The 22,037-nt window shown below is 44.9% G+C and carries 15 protein-coding genes; 11 read left to right on the top strand and 4 right to left on the bottom strand.

Annotated elements, in window-relative coordinates; all coding sequences use genetic code 11:
* The first annotated feature begins 28 nt into the window (after nt 1-28).
* Nucleotides 29-961, top strand: a complete 933-nt coding sequence (locus EYS13_RS02450) for a magnesium transporter CorA family protein (RefSeq protein WP_227765595.1) — start codon at nt 29-31, stop codon at nt 959-961.
* 140 nt (nt 962-1,101) lie between these two features.
* Nucleotides 1,102-1,806 (top strand): N-acetylmuramoyl-L-alanine amidase family protein, encoded by a 705-nt coding sequence (locus tag EYS13_RS02455; protein WP_227765598.1) that lies wholly within the window; start codon nt 1,102-1,104, stop codon nt 1,804-1,806.
* Between the two features lie 405 nt (nt 1,807-2,211).
* Here EYS13_RS02455 and EYS13_RS02460 read toward each other — a convergent pair whose 3' ends face one another.
* Nucleotides 2,212-3,099, bottom strand: a complete 888-nt coding sequence (locus tag EYS13_RS02460) for a PhzF family phenazine biosynthesis protein (protein ID WP_227765599.1) — start codon at nt 3,097-3,099, stop codon at nt 2,212-2,214.
* A gap of 194 nt (nt 3,100-3,293) precedes the next feature.
* Nucleotides 3,294-5,222 carry a type I glutamate--ammonia ligase gene (locus EYS13_RS02465; protein ID WP_227765602.1) on the bottom strand — a complete coding sequence of 643 codons (1,929 nt, stop codon included), beginning with the start codon at nt 5,220-5,222 and terminating at the stop codon, nt 3,294-3,296.
* A 365-nt stretch (nt 5,223-5,587) separates the two neighbouring features.
* Here EYS13_RS02465 and xdh point away from each other — a divergent pair, with 365 nt between their 5' ends.
* The 8 genes from xdh to EYS13_RS02505 all read left to right on the top strand — a co-directional run bounded on the left by xdh (nt 5,588) and on the right by EYS13_RS02505 (nt 18,801).
* Nucleotides 5,588-8,143: a selenium-dependent xanthine dehydrogenase gene (gene xdh, locus EYS13_RS02470; RefSeq protein ID WP_227765604.1), complete on the top strand. Its 2,556-nt coding sequence runs from the start codon at nt 5,588-5,590 to the stop codon at nt 8,141-8,143.
* 144 nt (nt 8,144-8,287) lie between these two features.
* Nucleotides 8,288-9,616 (top strand): putative aminohydrolase SsnA, encoded by a 1,329-nt coding sequence (gene ssnA / locus EYS13_RS02475; protein WP_423055313.1) that lies wholly within the window; start codon nt 8,288-8,290, stop codon nt 9,614-9,616.
* Between the two features lie 203 nt (nt 9,617-9,819).
* Nucleotides 9,820-10,581 carry a GntR family transcriptional regulator gene (locus tag EYS13_RS02480; RefSeq protein WP_227765609.1) on the top strand — a complete coding sequence of 254 codons (762 nt, stop codon included), beginning with the start codon at nt 9,820-9,822 and terminating at the stop codon, nt 10,579-10,581.
* Between the two features lie 367 nt (nt 10,582-10,948).
* Complete coding sequence (locus tag EYS13_RS02485; protein ID WP_227765610.1) at nt 10,949-12,160, top strand: YgeY family selenium metabolism-linked hydrolase; 1,212 nt, start codon at nt 10,949-10,951, stop codon at nt 12,158-12,160.
* Between the two features lie 57 nt (nt 12,161-12,217).
* Entirely contained in the window at nt 12,218-13,204 is a 987-nt protein-coding gene (locus EYS13_RS02490; protein ID WP_227765612.1) for an ornithine carbamoyltransferase, read from the top strand.
* Between the two features lie 139 nt (nt 13,205-13,343).
* Nucleotides 13,344-16,397 (top strand): putative selenate reductase subunit YgfK, encoded by a 3,054-nt coding sequence (gene ygfK, locus EYS13_RS02495; protein WP_227765614.1) that lies wholly within the window; start codon nt 13,344-13,346, stop codon nt 16,395-16,397.
* A 3-nt stretch (nt 16,398-16,400) separates the two neighbouring features.
* Nucleotides 16,401-17,348: a carbamate kinase gene (arcC, locus tag EYS13_RS02500; RefSeq protein WP_423055295.1), complete on the top strand. Its 948-nt coding sequence runs from the start codon at nt 16,401-16,403 to the stop codon at nt 17,346-17,348.
* Nucleotides 17,349-17,433: 85 nt separating this feature from the next.
* Nucleotides 17,434-18,801, top strand: coding sequence for an 8-oxoguanine deaminase (locus tag EYS13_RS02505; protein WP_227765619.1), 1,368 nt, complete (start codon nt 17,434-17,436; stop codon nt 18,799-18,801).
* 197 nt (nt 18,802-18,998) lie between these two features.
* On the opposite strand, the gene EYS13_RS02510 is transcribed toward EYS13_RS02505, so the two are convergent.
* Entirely contained in the window at nt 18,999-20,990 is a 1,992-nt protein-coding gene (locus EYS13_RS02510) for a molybdopterin-containing oxidoreductase family protein (protein ID WP_227765621.1), read from the bottom strand.
* 206 nt (nt 20,991-21,196) lie between these two features.
* Between EYS13_RS02510 and EYS13_RS02515 the strand changes: the two genes are divergently transcribed.
* Nucleotides 21,197-21,598 carry a hypothetical protein gene (locus EYS13_RS02515; protein WP_227765623.1) on the top strand — a complete coding sequence of 134 codons (402 nt, stop codon included), beginning with the start codon at nt 21,197-21,199 and terminating at the stop codon, nt 21,596-21,598.
* A gap of 117 nt (nt 21,599-21,715) precedes the next feature.
* Here EYS13_RS02515 and EYS13_RS02520 read toward each other — a convergent pair whose 3' ends face one another.
* Nucleotides 21,716-21,958 (bottom strand): TM1266 family iron-only hydrogenase system putative regulator, encoded by a 243-nt coding sequence (locus EYS13_RS02520; protein WP_227765624.1) that lies wholly within the window; start codon nt 21,956-21,958, stop codon nt 21,716-21,718.
* Between the last annotated feature and the right edge of the window lie 79 nt (nt 21,959-22,037).

The raw sequence follows: 22,037 nt of genomic DNA on the forward strand, positions 1-22,037 counted from the left end.
GATGGCCCTCCTGATGGGAGGGAATATAATGATTGAAGTATTTTACACAGTTGGAGATGAAACAATAACCACCACCAGCTTGCAAGAGAAAGGCAGCTGGATTAGATTAACTGAACCAACGAAAGAAGAACTGCTCCGGGTAAGCGCCGAAACAGGTGTATTGCTGGAATTTTTGGAAGCTCCCTTAGATGACGAGGAACGGCCCAGAATAGAAGTTGAAGATGGACAGGTCCTGATGATTGTCAATATACCTATCGTGGTGCAAAACGGGACTGTAAAATATGATACGTTGCCTTTAGGCATAATAGTCACAGAAAATCATATTATCACCGTTTGCCTGGAAGAGAATGCGGTTATCAATGACTTGGTAGCCGGAAGGTTAAAATCCTTTTACACTTATAAAAAAACTAGACTTACACTGCAGATCCTCTATAAAACTGCGACTTACTTCCTCAAGTATTTAAAGGAAATAGACCGTAAATCCAATGAGATTGAACAAGCGCTGCACGGTTCCATGCAAAATGAGGAACTGATTAGGTTGCTAAACCTTGAAAAGAGCCTGGTATATTTTACTACTTCCCTGCGTTCTAACGAGATTGTCATGAAAAAGCTTTTGCGCACTAAAGTTTTGAAAATGTATGCGGAAGATGAAGATCTTTTGGAAGATGTAATTACGGAAAACGCCCAGGCTTTGGAAATGAGCGAGGTCTATAGCAACATAACGAGCGGGATGATGGATGCTTTTGCTTCAATCATTTCCAACAATTTAAATATTGTAATGAAATTTTTAACCTCTATAACGATAATTTTGGCAGTACCAACCATGGTTGCCAGCTTTTTTGGAATGAACGTGCCACTGCCTTTTCAGAATTCTCCCCATGGCTTCCTAATTACTATAGTTATTTCCCTGTTTTTAGCCATGGTAGCTGTTTTGGCTATGGCTCGGAAAGAAATGTTTTAAGCTCGCTGTTGCGAGCTTATTTTTTTACGTCAACCCTTTTTCAGAAGGTAAAGGAATGAGCCAAGCACCTGCCGCATATCTATTTTTTAGTATTGGAAAATCCAAGTGGAGAAGACTTTCGGGAGTTGCGGGGTGTTCAAATGTCTCCAACGAACATTATAGTTATTACCAGAAGGCAATTGCTCTCCTTTTGTCTGCTGATGACTCTGATTTTTAGTTTGGTCATCTGGAGCAGTTCTAGAAAAGTATGGCCAACTGTCGGGGGAGCCCAAACAGGAAAAGCGCCGGTAATTCTTGATGCAGGACACGGAGGGGTGGATTCGGGGGCAAACTCTAGAGAGGTGAAAGAAAAAGAGATAACGCTGGATGTGGTGCTGCGTATAAGGAAGTATTTGGAAAAGAAAGGTTTGCCGGTGGAATTAACCCGTGACAGTGATGTGGACCTAGGCGGAGAACTGACCAGGGGCAGACACCGCAGGGATTTGGAGGCGCGTCTTAAGATAATTAACAAAGGACAAATTGCAGTCAGCATCCATGTAAATACTGCAAACGCTGCTTCTGAGCAGGGGGCTCTGATTTTATATGCCTGTAATTCGGAAAAAGGTAAGAAATTGGCTGAAACCATATTGCAGGAACTGCAGAAAGTGCAAAAACTAAATCATCCGAAGCCCATTCCCAGGAGTAACATTTTTTTGCTGCGGGTGTCTGAGGTCCCAACGGTTTTAGTGGAGCTTGGCTTTATATCCAACCCCGAGGAAAAAGCCAAGTTGATGCAACCCGAATTCAGACAAAAATGTGCCGAAGCAATAGGCAAGGGAATACTCAACTATTTTAATATAACTTAATTGTCTTTAAGTGGCTTATTTGGGCAAATTTAAGCGCATGCTGTTCAAATGCAGAATCAGCTAACCGCCAGCTCACTTTGCTTGAAGTAAATAGCCCGTGCTTCGTTAAGTGCAACTTGCTCACAAGGCTGCAAACAGGTAAACTTTAGTTAAGTTCAGGGGAGGTGGAGACGCTTTCAGTACTTTAACAGGTCTTGTGAGAGTACAGAAGGGCAGATTTAAGGGATTTACCGGAAAGGTAATAGGTGAGAAGAAAGGGAAAATAATTATTCAAACTCTAGACAGAATAATTTACGTGCCAAGTGGCTATATTACTTTTGTGTAACAATGATCAGGCCAAAGCCTGATTGGCTTACAGCTAATCAGGCTTTTTTTACATTGTGGGTTAAAAGTGGGTGAAACCGGTTAAACTAGCGTTCCTTTAGCAACCGGAATAACGTGGCCGCCAACTTCAATTATTATACTTTCCTGATGTTTTTCGCCTTTCAAATAAAGCAACGATTTTCTGCCAATTTCGAAGCCTTGCTCTACTTTAATATTAAAAGTTGGGGAGTTAAAATAATTGTATTTTACCAGATAGCCCGTCAGACAGCCATTGGCGCTGCCTGTGGCCGGATCCTCCGGAATCCCTAAAGAATCAACAAAGACTCTCACGTTTAAATCGTTCCCGGAATAGTATGTTTCCGGGCAAAAGACCAAAATATCTTTAGCCGGTAGATGGGCAATCAGTTGCCGATATAATGGCATATTTAGCTGAATAGACCTGACAGCCGCCAAACTTTTTAGAGGAACAATAATGAAAGGCAAACCGGTGGACACTATTTGTACGGGAAAACGCCCATCCAGATCGCTAGGTGTCAAACCCAATGCTTGTGCCACCTCTTCCCCGGGCAGTATTTTTCCAAACTCCGGTTGGTTCTGACGCATTGTGAGTAGCTTAATCTTTCCTAGCTCGTACTCTACATTCACCGGAATTTTTCCCACCGGTAAGTCGAGGTATAAGGTGGGTAAGGGTTTCTGCAGCCATTCTTGCAAGAGCACGTATGCCGTGCCAAGAGTTGGATGTCCGGCAAAAGGGATCTCTTCTTTAGGAGTGAAGATTCGTACTTTACAGCTATCGTCATTGCTCTCCTCGGGAAAATAGAAAGTTACTTCGGAGTAGTTCATTTCTTTAGCAATTTGCTGCATTTCAGCATCGGAATAAAGATGACCGTTCATAAATACTGCCAGCTGGTTACCGGCGTATTTCTCCTCGGCAAAGACATCAACTATAAAAAAAGTCTTCTCAGACATTTTAGCACTGGCCCCCCATTAACTAAAATGAATTCCGCTTCTCCAATATATTCATTATTCTCTTTTAACCTATTTTTTCCTTTCATGAAAAGAAGTATCAATATAAATAAAGCTACAGCAGATTATGAAATTTATGCATTCTAGGATAACAAACTAAAACCCCGGCCACTGCCGGGGCTAAAAGAAAAACTGCCTTAAAAATCGATAATATTCCTGCTGTAAAGCGTGTATAGTTTTTTGAGCTCAGCCATTTTTTCTGCCATTTCCAGCTGTAAGCATGATACAGTATCAAAATCGCTTTGCTCAATGGCATCCTTAATCCTGGTAAAGAGTGATTTGCTGGTTAAAGTATCTTTTGCTAGATAATGTCTTAATTCGTCGATTCGCGACCATCTTACCTGATCAAGGTCAGCGGCAGTTTCAGGCTGGTGCAGTTGTTTAAAGCTTTTGATCAAATCCAGATTTTCAGGTATAATCCGGTTGCAGAGTTCAGTAATCCAACGAATCCGGGCAGCTAACGAATAGGAGGCGATAATCCTATCGTCAAAAACACCCCCGGCCAGGAGTACTTGTTTCTTCTCCGGATATTTTTCGAAACTTGCAAGGTTATCCCACACCGTGGCAGGTGGATTGCCAAATAGCTCGTTCCGTTCCTGCTCGTTATAATGTTCGAAAACATCCTTTTCGCTGCGGTAAGCCCGGCTTTTCTCCAGGTAAAAACTCTCTTGCCCGGCAGGTTTAGAAAAATCGGCTTCCAGTTCCTTAGAACTCTTGCCGGAAGTAACGGCTGCTTTAATGCCGTCAAGCATAGCCTGGTACAAGGCGGCTAAAGCCAGGTAAGTGTTGGTATGGGGGTTGGGGGACCTTACCTCAAACCTGGTAGCAAAAGGATTGTTTAAATCCCTGATCAAACCTGCCAGCACAGTCCTGTTACGGGACGGGGTGGCTACATTATGCCCAACGGAAGCTACAATACAGACCGGAGCTTCAAAACCCGGTTTTAACCGGTTTAAAGCATCGTTAGTAGAACTGATAAAAGGATTAATAACCTCGTAATTTTTCAGAATACCCATCAAGGCACCCCAGCCAATAGGGCTTAGGAAGTCTGCAGTTAAATCCTGGGGTGCAAAAAGATTGCGCGCTGAACCATTTTTAAATTTGGCTATTGCTCCTACATGGGTATGTTTACCGTTGCCGGCTACTCCCTCTATGGGTTTGGCCATAAATGTCACTTCCAGGCCATGGCTTTGAAAAGTTTCTTTAATAATTGTCCGGGCTAATAATTCATTATCGGCAGCTTGCAATGCCTGGGCATATTTCCAGTCGATTTCCAGCTGCTCCATAATGTGATTGAGCTTGCCTTCAGCGTTAATTTTAGCTTTGACGCCGCCTACTTCTTTATGCCCCATTTCTGGCACCAGGCCATATTTATCCAGCAGGAGCAGCGATTTTTCCAAAGCGGTACGAACTAAACCTTTGGTCCGCTTCCAATATTGTTCCTGCATGACCTGAGATGCCGAGAGCTCTTCAATGTCGGCTTTATCATCGGGTGTTTTTACCCAAAATTCCAGCTCGGTGGCAGAGGTTAATTGTATTTCGGCTATATTTTCAGGGTCGATCTGCAAGCTCTCGGCAAGAGCGGGGTGATCTTTCAGCAGTTTAATAATTTCCGTCTGAAAGCGTTCAGTTGCTTTCTGCAAAATAGATCTGGAATCAACCCGCACCCCGTTGTGATTCAAAAAAGATGGAATGCGCAAGGTGCCAATAGGGCGTCCTGTGGCCGGATCCGGATGTTCGAAATTATAATCAATAAACCAATTAACGGTAGAATCGGCAATAAGATCCACTTTACCGTCGTTCAAGGTAGCAATGCCTGGCAAAACCACGCTGGAACCGTCAGTTTGTACTCCACCGCTTAAAAATTCCTCAATATCTTCAAGGAAAATTTCAATGGGGATTCGTTCATCGGTATCGTTGCCCCCCAAGTCCACACCGACCAGGGAAACGAATTTTATTTCCGGATGCTTTTTGAGCAAGTCGATCAATTCACCGGTAGTAAACTGTCCGCTGGGGATAAAGAAAAGCAAGTCGTTGCAATGTTCGCTGTTAAGAATACCGGTCATTCATGAGCCCTCCTGATAAAATAATTACCTTAATACTATACCATATTATCAAATATTTAGGAGAAAAATGTTCAGGTGGCCAAAGTTTGTTTTTCTTCGGCCTAGGAGGTGATTGCCAATATTTTTATTTGATCCGATCAAAAAAATGATTCAAAATGTAGATGAGGTTGAAGTTTTAAAATATTTAGCAGGAATCCGGAAAAGAATGGCGAATTAAAATAGCTAATGATGTCAAACATCCAGACAACTGGATAGCCAGGGTCAAATCATACTTAGTCCTACTCGAACCCAAAGTTATATGCAGATATAGCTTTGGGTTTTTATTTAGGTTAAGTTAATTTATTATTTGCCAGGAGGGGTTAGTAATGGTTAAATTTACACTTAACGGACAGGTGGTGGCTGCGCCCGGCGATACTAACCTAATGGAATACCTGCGGGATGAAGCCAGGCTCACCTCGGTTAAAAACGGCTGTGCAGAGGGAGTGTGCGGCGCCTGTACCATTTTGGTAGACGGAAAAGCTACCCGCGCTTGTACCCTGACTGTTGCGAAAATCGAGGGTAAAGAGATTTTAACAGTTGAAGGCCTGAGCGAAAGGGAGAAAGAGATCTATTCTTGGGCTTTTGCCGAAGCAGGGGCTGTGCAGTGCGGTTTTTGTATCCCCGGTATGGTAATGAGCTCCAAGGCTCTTTTGGACAAAAATCCTGCTCCCAGTCCGGAAGAAGTAAAAAAAGCACTGCGCAATAATATCTGCCGCTGTACCGGTTATGTAAAAATTGAAAAGGCTGTAATGCTGGCTGCTCAAGCGTTCAGAGGAGAAGTTACCCCGGGCGAAAGCGTTGCGGCTAGTGTCGGCGCCCGTTTCCAACGGGTGGATGCCCGGGTAAAAACATTAGGCACCGCTGAATATGTGGATGACTTGCTTGTTGAAGGCATGCTTTATGGGGCAGTGCTCAGAACAAAATACCCAAGGGCATTGATTAAGGGTATTGACACCAGCAAAGCAAAAAAACACTCTGGTGTTAAAGCTGTGCTGACTGCCGAGGATATACCAGGCAACAGGATGCAGGGTTACCTTATCAAAGACTGGCCGACACTGGTTGCTGTAGGAGAAGAAACCAGGTATGTTGGCGATGCTCTTGTACTTGTTGCAGCTGAAACGAAAAAAGCGGCACGGGAGGCCCTGGAACTCATCGAAGTTGAATATGAAGAGCTTCCCCCTGTTACTTCTCCCGCTGAAGCTCTCAAGGAAGATGCACCTAAACTTCATCCCAAGGGTAACCTGTTAAGTAAAACCTATGTCAAGAGAGGTAACCCGGAAGAGGCTTTGGCCAATGCAAAATATATAGTTACTAAGACATACAAAACCCCGCCAACTGAACATGCCTTTCTGGAGCCAGAAAGTGCTTTGGCTGTGCCGGATACTGACGGTGGCTTAACGGTTTACGTGGGTACACAAAGCGTATATCATGATAGGCATGGTATTGCGGATATTTTGGGGTTACCTGAAGAGAAAGTCAGGGTAATCAGCAAATATGTCGGAGGCGGCTTTGGCGGAAAAGAAGACTTAAGCGTGCAGCATCATGCGGCACTGCTGGCTTGGTTCACCAAAAAACCTGTAAAATTAACCTTGTCCCGTAAAGAAAGTTTGTTAGTTCATCCCAAGCGCCATGCCATGGAGATAGAATTAACGACCGGTTGTGATGCGGAAGGAAATCTCACCGTAATGATAGCTAAAATTGTTTCCGATACCGGGGCTTATGCTTCCCTTGGAGCGCCGGTACTGGAAAGGGCATGTACTCATGTGTCCGGCCCCTATCGCATACCAAATATAGAATTAACAGGGCTGGGGGTTTACACCAATAACCCGCCGGCGGGGGCGTTCAGAGGCTTCGGTGTGGCTCAATCCGCCTTTGCTTGCGAATCGAACATGGATCTTCTGGCCGAACAAGTTGGTATCTCTGCTTGGGAAATCAGGTATAAAAATGCCTTAAGTCCCGGAGATACCATGGCCAACGGGCAGATTGCCGATGAAAGTACAGCCATTAAAGAAACACTTTTGGCGGTGCGCGATGTGTACAATAGCTATCCCTATGCCGGGATTGCCTGCGCACTGAAAAATGCAGGCTTGGGGGTTGGGGTTCCTGACTTTGGTCGGGCCAAGCTAAAAATTTCAAATGGCAAAGTACTGGTTTTGACTGCCGCTCAGTGTATTGGACAGGGGCTAGGAACGGTAGTGACCCAGATCGTTTGCGAAACTACCGGATTGCCCGAGGAACTGGTAGAAGTTGGCGCCCCTGATACCGCGCTGACGCCAGATTCCGGTCCGACCACAGCTTCCAGACAAACACTGTTTACAGGCGAAGCGGCCCGTCGGGCAGCTTTGAAACTGGCGGAAAGCCTGCGCTCATCATCCCTGGCTGAACTGGAAGGACAGGAGTTCTACGGGGAGTATGAAGGGGTAACGGATCCCATTGGTTCAACAAAAGCCAATCCTGTTAGCCATGTAGCCTACAGTTATGCCACCCATGTTGTAATATTAAACAACGAGGGCAAGGTGGAAAAAGTTGTCGCGGCCCACGATGTTGGCACTGCCATCAATCCCACTACCGTAGAGGGACAAATTGAAGGCGGCGTGGTGATGAGCCTCGGGTACGCACTAAAAGAGGACTTCCCGCTCAAGAACTCTGTGCCAACGGCTAAATTCGGTACCTTAGGTTTATTCAGGTCTACCGATGTACCGGAAATTGAAGTGATTTTAGTGAACAACAAGCCGTCAGAATTGGCTTACGGAGCTAAAGGGATCGGCGAAATATCCTCAATTCCTACCGCCCCGGCAGTAGCTTCTGCCTATTACAAATTTGACGGAGTGAGGCGCTACAGTTTGCCTTTAGAAAATACAGCATATAAACCCAAGAAATAATTCGTCATGGAGAACTAATGTTAGTTGCGTGTTTTTAGTTGTTGGTTGCTAGTAATGAACGATTCATAATCAGTTTAACTGGCAACCAACAACTATCAACTAACAACCATGTCAAGTCACAACTATTAGTGAGGAGGTAACATGATGTTATTAGTTGGAAACGGAATCTTAATTACCCGGGATCCGGCCCAGCCTTTTTTCCAAGACGGCTGCGTGGCAATCCAAGATAATTTGGTGCTGGAGGTAGGCAGCACTGCTGAATTAAAAACAAAATATCCGCAAGCAAGGTTTATTGACGCCAAAGGCAGAGTGATCATGCCTGGTTTGATCAATACCCACATGCATTTCTACAGCACTTTCGCCCGCGGTATGGCTTTAAAGGATGCCCCGCCGACAAACTTTAAAGAAATTCTGGAGCGGCTATGGTGGCGACTGGATAAAGTGCTCACACTGGAAGATGTTTATTACAGTGCTTTAGTGCCAATGCTGGATTGTATCAAAAACGGCACCACCACTGTTTTTGACCATCATGCCAGTCCGGGAGCAGTCAGAGGTAGTCTCTTTGCTATAGCCGATGCAGCTAAAAAAGTGGGATTGCGCACCTGCTTATGCTATGAAGTTTCCGACCGGGATGGGGAAGAGATAGCTGACCAGGGTATTGCCGAAAACGCAGAGTTCATTAAACATTGTGCCAGCGCTCAAGATGATATGCTCAAGGGAATGTTTGGGCTACACGCTTCTTTAACCCTTTCGGACCGTACCCTGGAAAAATGCCGGGAAGCCAATGAAGGCACAGGAGTAGGTTTTCATATTCATACCGCTGAAGGGGTGGAGGATGTGGAAGACAGCCTCGCTAAATCAGGTAAGCGGGTAGTAGAAAGGTTGGCTGATTTTGGGATTTTAGGTCCTAAAACCATAACCGCTCACTGTGTACATGTTTCCGAAAAGGAAATTGAATTGTTAAAAGAAAGCAAATCCAATGTGGTTCACAATCCTGAATCCAATATGGGGAATGCGGTGGGCTGTGCCCCTGTCTTGAATATGATGGCTAAAAATGTCCGGGTTGGATTAGGTACCGACGGTTATACTTCGGATATGTTTGAGTCATATAAAGTGGCAAATATTCTGCATAAATTTAACGCTAAACACCCAAGTGTAGCGTGGGTAGAGGCGCCAACCATGCTGTTTGAAAATAATGTTGCTATAGCCGCTGAGTATTTCCCGCGGACGGTAGGGAGAATTGTTCCTGGCGCTTATGCGGATGTGATCATTGTAGATTATAATCCGCCTACTGCTATGGGACCAGATAATCTAAATGGGCATATTCTCTTTGGCATGAGTGGACGCTCTGTAGATACCACAATAATCAATGGAAAAGTGGTTATGGAAGAGAGACAGCTGGTAGGCATTAATGAAGCAGAAATCATTGCCAAAAGCAGGGAACTGGCCCAAAAAGTTTGGGAAAGATTTTAATAAAAAAAATTACCCATTGCAGGAATTTTGAAATCAAGCTAGAATATATATAAGCATCGAAGAGATGTTTGACATCTAGACAATATTCTTTGCAAGTTTATTCCAACGTAAGGGGTTTGCATAAAACCCCTTAGCAAAAAGAGAAGTTGTTTGACATCTAGACGTGAAACAAATGTACAACCAAGCCGTGGGCAGATCCCTGAATGTTGGCAAAAATGAGCGAGGTGAGGTTATTGGGAGTCTTTCAAGCCAGGCAGCCGCTCTACATTGAGATAGCTACCGAGATTAAGCGCAGAATAGTTGAAGGGGTTTATCCTGCAGGTACTCAGCTCGCTTCTGAGCCGGAGCTGGCCAGTGAATTTGGGGTGAGTCGCGGTACTCTCAGAGAAGCTCTGGGTATCTTAGAAAAGGAAGGTATGATTTGCCGCAAACATGGTATTGGTTCTTTTGTCGAAACACCCTCTAAAGTGGTGGCAGGAATTGAAAAGCTGGAACCTTTGGTTTCCACAATACGCAGGGCGGGCTTTGCAGCGGCAGACAAAGTGCTTAAAATCTATGAAGCTCCGTGTAAAGGATCTGTTGCTGAAAAGTTAAATATTGAAGAAAAAAGCATTTGCTATATAATTGAAAGTTTGCGTTTAGCTGATGGAATACCGGTGATTTATTGTTATGATGTGTTGCCGTCCTGGCTGATCAATGACCCCGCCACCTTGCAGTTGAGAAAAGAATGCGAGTGTATGGTGGAATTCTTGCGGCAATATGCTCAGACTAAACCCTTTAATTATGTTTCCACAGTGACTGCTGTAATTGCAAAAAGTCCAGTGGATGAATTATTACAAGTGAATAAAAGAACGCCTCTGATTATGATGGAGGGTGTGATGTACGACGAAAACGGGCGGCCCTTAAATTACGGACGACAGTACTTCCGCAGCGATAAATATCAGTTTACACTGGTCAGACAATAAACTATAAACCGAGGTGATAGGATTGAGTTTACCTGCTTACCAACCAACACAGGAAGTTAAGGCTGGCGAAAATACAGTTGCAGGCACTAAGCATCCTTATCGTTGCCAATGCGGTCAAGTACTCTTCAAAGCCTACAAGAAACCTGTAGGACTGCAAATTAAATGCCCTAGATGTAAAACATTGGTGGAATATTAGGGTCATGCACTTTTAAGCTAAGAACCCCAAATGCTGTACTTAAACTTAAAGTACGCGTTTAGGGTTTTTGTTTTAGCACACGGGGAAACAAAGGGGGTTGTGGCGGAGAAGCACAGCTTTCATTTTAGCTAATTTACCGCTCAGTATAAACCATTTGAGGAGGAAGGAAGAATGAGTTTGGATTTCAAACAAATTTTGGCCAAAGCAGAAGAATACAAGTCCGATATGACCAAGTTTTTAAGAGATATGATAGCTATCCCCAGCGAAAGCTGTCAGGAAAAAGAAGTAGTTTTGAGAATTAAAGAAGAAATGGAAAAAGTGGGTTTTGACAAAGTAGAAATAGACCCAATGGGCAACATTTTAGGTTACATTGGTAATGGTTCCCGCCTAATTGCCATGGACGCTCATATTGACACCGTTGGCATTGGCGATATCAGCCTTTGGGAGGTAGACCCATATAAGGGCAAAGAAGAAGGCGACGTTATCTATGGCAGAGGCGGCAGTGACCAGGAAGGCGGCATGGCCTCCATGGTTTATGCCGGGAAAATCATTAAAGACTTAGGGCTGCTGGATGATTACACCTTAGTAGTAGTAGGTTCCGTACAAGAGGAAGACTGCGATGGGTTATGCTGGCAATATATCATCAACGAAGACAAGCTGAAGCCAGAATTTGTTGTAAGCACTGAGCCCACTTCCTGCCGTATTTACAGGGGCCACAGGGGGAGAATGGAAATCAAAGTAACTGTTAAAGGCGTAAGTTGCCATGGTTCCGCCCCGGAAAGAGGAGATAATGCTATTTTCAAAATGGCTCCAATCCTGATGGAGTTGCGGGCATTGCATGAAAACTTAAAGGATGACCCCTTCTTAGGGAAAGGCAGTTTAACAGTATCTGAGATCTTTTTCACTTCTCCGTCCAGATGTGCGGTTGCCGACAGCTGTACAATTTCTATTGACAGAAGATTAACGGCTGGTGAAGATGATAAACTCGCTATACAACAGATTAAAAACTTGCCTTCTGTAAAAGCGGCTAATGCGGAGGTAACAATGTACACCTATGAGAGACCATCTTACACAGGTCTTGTATACCCAACTGAGTGTTATTTCCCCACATGGACTATTCCGGAAGACCATCCGGCTTGTCAAACACTGGTTGATGTTTACAAAGGTCTATTTGATGAAGAGCCTGTTGTAGACAAGTGGACATTCTCCACCAACGGTGTATCCATTATGGGAAGATACGGAATTCCTGTTGTTGGTTTTGGACCAGGCCATGAAAAAGAAGCTCATGCTCCTAACGAAAAACAGTTTAAGAGCCATTTAGTAAAAGCTGCTGCCATGTATGCCGCTATACCATTAATGTATGTTAAAAAATACGCTAAATAATTAGCTCAAAAAGCTATTATTAAAAATAAATAAAAATCTTAAAAAGGAGAGGTTGAAATGCAAACATCATTCAGAGGCAAACACCTTATCACCTTGCAGGAGTGGACAAAAGAAGAAATTGACACCCTATTAGACGTTTCCTATGACTTAAAGAGAAAATTTGCCATGGGTCAGCGTACCCCATATTTACAAGACCAAACTGTTTTCCTGATGTTCTTCGAGCAGTCCACCAGGACAAGAAACTCCATGGAAGCAGGTATTACCCAGTTAGGCGGCCATGCTCACTTCCTGGACACCAGCAACATGCAAATTGCTCACGGAGAGTCGGCCAAAGATACAGCTATTATTCTTTCCAGCTATGGCCACGCCATCGCTTGCCGTAACTGCTTCTGGGAACAGGGCAACAAATATCTGAGAGAATTGGCTAAATGGTCAAGAGTTCCTGTAATCAATATGCAGTGCGATTTATATCACCCATTACAAGGTCTTGCTGACTTGATGACCATTCAAGAGAAGTTTGGAAGAACAGAGCGAGTTAAAGTTTCCATTATCTGGACTTATGCCACCAGCCACAAGAAGCCAATATCTGTGCCATTAACACAGTCTTTGCTTTTCCCAAGATACGCTATGGATGTAACTCTGGCTTATCCGAAAGGATACGAGCTACCGGATTGGGCAATCGAGCAAGCTAAGAAGAATGCTGAGGAAAACGGTGGTACCTTCAGGATTACCCATGACCAAGAAGAAGCTTACAGAGATGCAGACGTTGTTATTCCCAAGAACTGGGGTAGCTGGGTAACCAACCAGAGCACTCAAGTAGTGGATGACCTCTTAGAGGCTAACAAGCATTGGAAATGCACCGAAGAATTAATGAAGCTGACCTCTAAGAACAGCATTTACATGCATGCACTGCCTGCAGACAGAAACAACGAGGTTGAAGACTCAGTAATCGACGGACCCCATTCTGTAGTTTATGACGAAGCTGAAAACAGGCTGCATACTGCTAAAGCTGTAATGCTCTTAACCATGGGTGGCAGAAGCTAACAATTTCGTTTGCTTAATCTTTGATACTGTAATAAGGCAAAGTGAACTAGTTTTGCTTTGCCTTATTACACATTAGGATTAAAGATTTAGCGGTTTTAGTGCGTTTCGTTTTACTTTCTTTTTTTGGGGAGGGAAAAAGATGAGTGATAAAATGAGAGCGATCCCTTTTAAGAAATTGTTAGACTGGGTATTCGAAGAATATCAAGAGTACGGGACTATTTTCGGCATACCCAAGGACAAGTTCTATAAAAAAGCAAGCGACAAGCAGATAAAATTATTCGGTGAATCCATTGGTACTCCCGTAGGTCCTGCAGCCGGCCCCAATACGCAACTGGCGCAAAATATAGTTGCTTCTTACCTTACCGGAAGCAGGTTTTTTGAGCTTAAGACGGTACAAATACTTGATGAACTGGAGTTCCCAAAACCATGTATCCGCGCAGAAGATGAATGCTATAATACGGAGTGGTCTACTGAGCTCTCCATCCAAGGTGCATTTGAAGAGTACGTTAAAGCATGGTTTATTGTTCACATTTTGCAGAAAGAATTATTTAACTCCGATGAACGCACTTTTATGTTCAACATGAGTGTGGGCTATGACTTAAAGGGGATTCAAACACCTAAAGTAGACAACTTCATCGAAGGCATGAAGAATGCTTCGAACACCCCGATCTTTCAGGAGTGCAAGCAAGCCTTAAAGGAAGCAGTCAGCAGATTTAAATTTGTTGATGAAAAATATATCGACAGCATTTCCCCTAATATTTGTAATTCCATCACTCTGTCTACCATGCACGGTTGCCCGCCGGCGGAGATCGAGGCTATTACAAAATATTTACTCAGCGAAAAGAAACTGCATACTTTTGTGAAGATGAACCCCACTTTGCTGGGATATGAGTTTGTCAGAAATACTTTCGATAAGATGGGTTATAACTATATTCAATTAAGAGAAGAGTCTTTTACCCATGATTTGCAGTACGATGACGGCGTTGCCATGTTAAGAAGACTCAAAGCATTTGCCAAGGAGCACAACAAGGAATTCGGGGTAAAACTTTCCAACACCCTGCCTTGCATGATTACTAAAGGAGAACTGCCAGGCGAAGAAATGTATATGTCAGGAAGGTCCCTCTACCCTCTGACTATAAATTTGGCTTTGAAATTAGCTTCTGAATTTGACGGGGATCTGAAAATCTCCTATTCCGGAGGAGCAGACTTCTTTAATATCGCCCGCATCTTGGAAACGGGGATTCAACCGATTACCGTAGCTACAACATTATTGAAACCTGGCGGCTACTTCAGATTTAAGCAGTTGGCAGAAGAATTGGAACCTTATCTGCAAAACAGCGAAGCTGGCAGGATAGATTTGGAAAAATTAAGAAAACTTGCTGAAAGCGCTTTTACAGATGCCAACCATCTCAAAGAAAAGCGCCTTGCCGGCAGCAGGAAGACGGAAAGGAAACTGCCGCTCACTGACTGCTATATTGCGCCTTGTACTTTTGGTTGCCCCATCAACCAGGACATTCCCGAATATATCAGGCTGGTGGGCGAAGGAAGATACAATGAAGCATACGAAGTTATTGTATCCAAAAACCCGCTGCCATTTATCACGGGAACAATTTGTAACCATAACTGCATGACTAAATGTACCCGTTTAGACTATGACGAATCAGTGCTGATCAGGGAAATGAAGAGGATTGCAGCCGAGAACGGCTATAAAGCATTCCTTGATAAAATTGCACAACCGGTTACCAAGAGCTCTGCCAAAGTTGCCATTATCGGCGCAGGGCCATCGGGACTGGCAGCCGGTTATTTCCTGGCCCGGGCGGGAATGGATGTGACCATTTTCGATAAGAGGGAGAAAGCCGGCGGGACGGTGGAATACGTTATCCCTGACTTCAGGATTTCCAGAGAGGCAATTCAAAAGGACATTGAACTTATTAAGAAAATGGGAGTTAAATTTGAATTAGGGGTAAATGCCGACTTCTCCATTGAAAATCTGAAAGCCCAGGGCTATGACTATATCTACCTGGCTATCGGCGCAGGAAAAACCAATTCCCTGAAGCTGGAAGGCGACAGTGACCGTGTGATGGGAGCTATCCCCTTCCTGGAGCAATTCAACAAAGATAAGACTGCCATCAAGCTAGGCAAAAATGTGGCTGTCATCGGCGGCGGAAACTCTGCCATGGATGCAGCCCGTGCAGCTCTGCGGGTAGACGGTGTGGAAAATGTCTATATCGTCTACAGAAGAACCAAAGAGTTTATGCCAGCAGACAGGGAAGAATTAAACCTGGCTCTGCAGGATGGTGTGATTTTCAAAGAGCTTTTAGCACCTCTATCGTTAAAAGACGGAATATTGAAATGCCAGAAATTGGAACTAGGTGCACCGGACGCTTCCGGAAGGAGGAGCCCTGTGGCAAAAGAGGGTGAATTCGAGGAAATACAGGTTGATACAGCCTTAACTGCCATCGGCGAGTTAGTGGATTACGACATTCTGAAGCAGAATGGCATAGCAGTTGATGCAAGAGGCAATATTTCAGTAAATCCCGACACATTTGAAACAAATGTAGAGAACGTATTTATCGGCGGTGATGCTCTCTTTGGGCCTTCCACCGTAGTGGAAGCAATTGCCCATGCTACAAAAGCCAGTAACGCCATTATTGCTAAAGAGAATCTGCCAAAAACTAAAGAGGCGGTCAAGGATATTGCTTTTGACAATGAGCGGAGACTGGCCGAGATTGCCGCTAAAAAAGGTGTGTTACAAGCAGTTACAGGGGAAGAAAAAGAGGCCGACAGGTGTCTGGAGTGCAATTACATCTGCAATATCTGCGCTGAGGTTTGTCCCAACAGGGCTAACATTGCCATCCAACTTGAAGATGGCGTTTTCAAGAACCTCAACCAGATCATTCACGTGGATGGAATGTGCAATGAGTGCGGCAACTGTGCAACCTTCTGTCCCAACAGCGGGGCTCCTTACAAGGATAAACTGACCCTGTATTGGAGTGAAGAGGACTTTAACGACAGCACTAATTCCGGCTTCCTTTTGGTGCAAGCTGGAGATGAGCCTCTCTTTAAGGTTAGGATTGAGGGCAAGATTTCCGATGTTAAATTTAATGCCGGCGGCAAAGCAGAAAGTGATTTGGATCCGGGTCTTGCTGCCATGATCTGGACTGCATTTAAGAAGTATCGTTATATGTTTTAAGGGATGAACAGGAGGATTTTTGTGAAGACAGTAGTTGTAGCTTTAGGCGGAAACGCCATACTCCAACCTAAACAAAAAGGAACTATTGAGGAACAGCGGGCTAACGTGGAAGTAAGCGCTCAAAACATTGTCAAGCTGGTCCAGGAAGGTTTCCGGGTTGTAGTAGCCCATGGTAACGGGCCGCAGGTAGGTAACATCCTGCTGCAAAACGCAGCTGCCAGGGAACATGTGCCTGCTATGCCTTTGGATGTTTGCGGCGCTGAAAGCCAGGGGCTGATCGGTTATATGATTCAACAGAGCATCTATAATGAGCTTAAGAAGCTCGGCATTGATAAAAAGGTAGTGACCTTGCTGACGCAGGTTGTGGTTTCCAAGGAGGATCCGGCTTTCCAGAACCCCAGCAAGCCGGTCGGAGCTTTTTATACTAAAGAGGAAGCAGAAAAGGGCATGGCTAAAGGTGAAAGCTGGATTGAAGACAGCGGTCGGGGCTGGAGGAAAGTTGTACCGTCTCCTAAACCGCAAGAAATTGTGGAACTTGATTTGATCAAAACTTTAGTTGATGCAGGAGCTATCGTTATTGCCAGCGGCGGAGGCGGTATTCCAGTAGTAAAAGAAGGAGATAAACTGGTAGGCGTCGAAGCAGTAATTGATAAGGATTTGGCTTCCAGCTTGATGGCTAAGCAGTTGGGTGCCGATATCCTAACTATTGCCACAGACGTTCCTTATGTAGCGATAAATTATGGCAAGCCTGACCAGAAAAACCTGGAACGTTTGACTGTGGACGAAGCCAAAAAATATTTGGAGGAGGGACAGTTCGGCAAGGGCAGCATGGGCCCGAAAGTTCAGGCCGCCATCAGTTTTGTGGAAAACGGCGGGGAAGCTATTATCGGCGCCCTGGCTGACTTGAGGGAGGCAGTAAAGGGAGAAAGAGGTACGAGGATAGTAAAATAACAGCTTAAAGTGGTTCCAGTAACCCACTCTAATAAACTTGGAAGTTTATTGGGGTGGGTATTTATATTTTAGGGAGGGTAGAAGTATGACATCTTTACTGATTAAAGGTGCAACAGCCATTGTCACCATGGATGCCAAAAACAGCATCTATCGGGATGCAGACCTCTATATTGAGGAAGGTTGGGTTAAGGCTATCGGCAAAGATTTGTCTGGACAAAAATATGCTGCCGATGAAACAATCGATGCTCGGGGTAAAATAGTCTATCCTGGCTTGATCAACACCCACCATCATCTCTATCAGGTGTTGACCCGTAACTTACCCCGGGTACAGCAAATGGAACTTTTTGACTGGTTAAAGACTTTGTATCGTTTGTGGCGGGGCTTAACGGGCGAGATGGTCTATACCAGCGCTCTCGTTGGTCTTGGGGAATTAATCAAATATGGCTGTACTACAGCCAGCGATCATCATTATGTTTTTCCCCAGGGGCAAACGGAGTTGATAGACAGGCAGATTATGGCCGCCAGTGAACTAGGGATACGTTTTCATGCTTGCCGGGGGAGCATGTCCCGGGGAGAATCGGATGGCGGGTTGCCACCCGACAGCTTGGTGCAGAGCAAGGAGGAGATCCTGGCCGATTCAGAGCGGCTGATTAATGAGTACCACGACGCCTCACCTGGTTCCATGTGTCAGATTATCCTGGCGCCTTGTTCCCCATTCTCAGTTACACCTGACTTAATGCGGGAAAGCGCTGAACTGGCACGGCAATACGGGGTACGTTTGCATACTCACTTGGCTGAGACCCTCGATGAAGAAAATTACTGTTTAAGTACTGTAGGCATGCGTCCTTTAGAGTATATGACGAGCCTCGGTTGGGTAGGCAGTGACGTTTGGTTCGCCCATGGCATCCATTTTAACAGCGCTGAACTTGACCTTTTAGCCCAGACCAAAACAGGGGTAGCCCATTGTCCCGCATCGAACCAGAAACTGGCCTCGGGAGTTGCTAAAATTACGGAAATGCTGCAAAAAGGGGTTCCGGTAGGGCTGGCTGTGGATGGCAGCGCTTCCAATGATTGCTCCAACCTGTTAGCAGAGATAAGATACGCTTACCTGATGCACCGCCTGGTAAATAGCGCTGCTGCGCCTGCAGGTGCCCAAATCCTCTCCTTGGCTACCCGGGGCAGCGCAGAGCTGCTGGGCAGAAATGATCTTGGTTCCTTGGAAGTTGCTAAAGCTGGGGACTGCTTCCTGGTGGATATCAACTCCCTGGAATTTGCTGGGACTCTTGATGATCCTGCTGCTCTACCGGCTGTAGTTGGTATTAATCGTCCGGTGGATATGACCATTGTGGCAGGCAAGGTCGTTTACAAAAATGGAGTACTATTGGGTATTGATGAAGAAAAAGTGGTACACGAAGCTAATAAAATGGCTTTAAAGTTAAGGGAATATGCGTAAGACAGCAGGTAATAAAACCTAGTAAGAAGCACGATTGGGAAGATTGTCGACAAACTATATTAGCCTGCATGTATTATGGGGCGGGACTTGTTTCGCTCTAGGCCGGCAGCAAAGCTCTCGGTAACGGCGTGCCAGCTTGTCCAGAGCGAAATAATACGTGCAGGCTTTATTTAAAACTAACCCCTGCTGTTTGAACCCTAGGGTTTCTTTCTGACTTCCACCCTGCAGTCGTAGAAAGTTGAGCCTTGCCCCATATCCGCTACCGTATCGCTCGTCAGGAAATTGGCGCAGGCCCCATCAGCGTGCCACCAGCCTTCCTCTAAAGATACAGCATCGGGCCTAAGGCCTGAGTTCAATCTTGCTTTCAGGGTTAGGGCGCCACGGAGAGATCTTATTTCAACCCAATCTCCTTCAGCAATGCCCCTTGCCATTGCTGTATACGGGTGGATGTCAAGTCTGGGTTCCGGATTTAGGGTGCGAACCGCCATAATATTGGCAAACTGGGAATTAATCCGGTATTTGGAATGAGGTGTTAGTAAATAAAGTGGATATTGCTCTTCATCTACCTTATCTCCTGGTTCCATATATTCGGGCAAAGCAGGTAGTCCGTCCTTCAGCGCTTGCTTGGAATAAAATTCAAATTTTCCTGTGGGAGTATTAAATTCCCTTGTGCTCCACGCTACCTGGTTAGCACCGACCGGACGTACCGGGCCTTCAGATAATCTTTCCATAGTTACTCCCTGCGTTTTGAGCGGCTCTATGGCATATTCAAGCCATTCTTCGATTGTCCGGGTAAAATATTGACCCAGGCCCATTCTTTGGGCCAGTTCAGAAAAAATCACTTCATCAGGTTTAGCTTCACCTTGAGGTGATATTACTTTTCTGCCCAGGATAATCATGTTATGCCAGGAGTTTTTATAAAGATTGTCTTCTTCCAAGTAAGTGGTGCAGGGTAAAACTAAATCAGCCAGTTGGGCCGTGTCGGTCAAAAACTGATCAATGACCACTTTAAATTCAATTGAGTTAAAAGCCTCTACCACCTTGGAGGTATTTGGCAGCTGGCAAGCCGGATTGGCCCTGGTTACAAATACTGCCTTAATTGGAGGGTTGTCGGCCTTTAAAATACGGTCAGCAATAGCTGAATAAGGAAAGTGACGGCTGTGTTGGGCAAGCTCAGCACCGCTTAGCCCCGGATTCCAGCTCCGTACACTGTTAGCAAAATTCACTCCGCCGCCGGCAACCCCGATGCTCCCTGCCAAGGCGCCGAGAGCGTCTATGGCCCGGATGGTTTGGCCTCCGTTAGCGTGACGCTGCAGACCCCAGCCTAGTAAAAAGGAAGCGGGCTTATTTCCCGCCAGGATGCAGGCCAAGGACTCAATGTTTCCCACAGGTATCCCGCTCACGTCACTGGCCCAGGCAGGAGTATATCCGTTCACCATCCTTTGAAATTCTGCAAAACCGTAGGTATGCCCTTTGATAAATGTCTCGTCGTAACGGTTCCAGGTTATGAGGAGATTCGCTACGGCCAGTGCGATAGCCCCGTCGGTGCCCGGTTTTGGCTGCAAGGTCAGTACAGGATTAAGAGGTGTCTTAACAGGTAAAGGATTGATTACAACCAGTTTGGCACCCCTGTCGCCTGCTTTTTTTAAGACGGGCAGCAAATGCTGGTTGGTTTTTTCCGGGTCCCTGCCCCAAAGGACGATAACGGAACTATTCAGTATATCCTCAGGGTCATGGGCTGCGTTACCTCCAAAATCATAGCGCTGTGCAGCCAGCCCCGCGGAAAGGCATAGGCCTCCGGAAGGGTAAGTGCAGCCGCCTAAGGCGTTAAAGAACCGCCGGGCTAATGCTTTGAGAGCCCCCGAGGAGCCATAGTCATCGTAATGCAATATAGCCAAAGGTCCGTTTTGTTCTAAAATCTGTTCTAGCTTGCAGCAGATAAGGCTATAAGCTTTCTCCCAGGAAATTTTTTCCCAGCCCGATGCAGTTTTTCGCAAAGGCCAGAGTATGCGGTCCGGGTGATAAACTCTTTCCACATAAGCTTTGCCTTTGGCACATAACCAGCTGCCTGTCTGGGGATGGGCCGGGTTGCCCCGAAGGGAACAGAGTTTTCCATTTTCTACTTCGGCGAGAACCGCACAGTTGTCGTAGCAATCCTGGGAACAACCGGTTAATCGTATGTCGGCCATCAGGTCACCTCGAAATTTTTCTATAAAATTTTAAATCCCCTGCTACTCATTTTATCAAAAGAAGATTAATTTGCTCCACTCTTTTTGGAATTTTATAAGGTCGGTTATCAACCGTGGTAAAAGATCATAGACTAGTTAAAGCTTCTTCTCTATAATAGTAATGGTAGAATTGGGGAAAGGGTTGGCCAAGGAGGGCGTGTACAGAAATGAAGGTAGTCAAGCTGTCTGCTCTTGGTGCATACCAAATAAAATATGAGTTGTTTCGCTATGGTAATTACTATCAAAAAGATATTGCGGAAAAAAACCGGTTTTTTGATAAGTTGTACGTTTGTATCAATGAAGAAAATGACATCCTGGCTGCCGCTTATATGGGGCAAGAAAAAGGCGCCGTTTACTTTGATTGTATGTCAGTACGTAATGACTTAAAGGGCAAGGGGATAGGTACTTTTTTTGTGTCGGAAATAAAAAAAATATTTCCTACCATGCCTTTAAAAGCATTACCCCAGGAAAATTCAATGTCTTTTTGGCTGAATAACGGCTTTAAACACCAGCCCAATAGTTTTATTTTGGTTTATAACCCAACAAAAGAATCAATAGAAGCGCGGTAATTGCGCGTCATTGCTGAATGGCCTAGGGAATATAATTGTAAATAACAACCTATTTCAAAAACAAGTATAGTGGTATAAAATTTTAGATGTTAGTGAACAATTTCACTTTTAGTTAATTCAGTTTAAGTAACAGTAACTCACTGTGATCCCTGATAACTGTTTTAATTCACCGGCAAATTGTTGGATTTTCTCGTCATCAGCCTCCAGATGTAAGCTAATAATGCCGTTATGTTTGTTTAAACTAGGAGTTCCCATGCGACCGAAAATGATGTTGCCGTATTTAGTGATGATCTCTTGCATTTCCGGGGCATTCTCGGCCCGATTTTCGATCAGAATGCCTAAGACAGCAATTTTTTCCATTACGGTAACCACCTTTTTAAGAATTACTACTTTTATAGCATTTTTGTTTACCACTCTATTTATACCTTTGAAAACATAA

The sequence above is a fragment of the Zhaonella formicivorans genome (assembly GCF_004353525.1).
Classification (GTDB): Bacteria; Bacillota; DUOV01; order DUOV01; family Zhaonellaceae; genus Zhaonella; species Zhaonella formicivorans.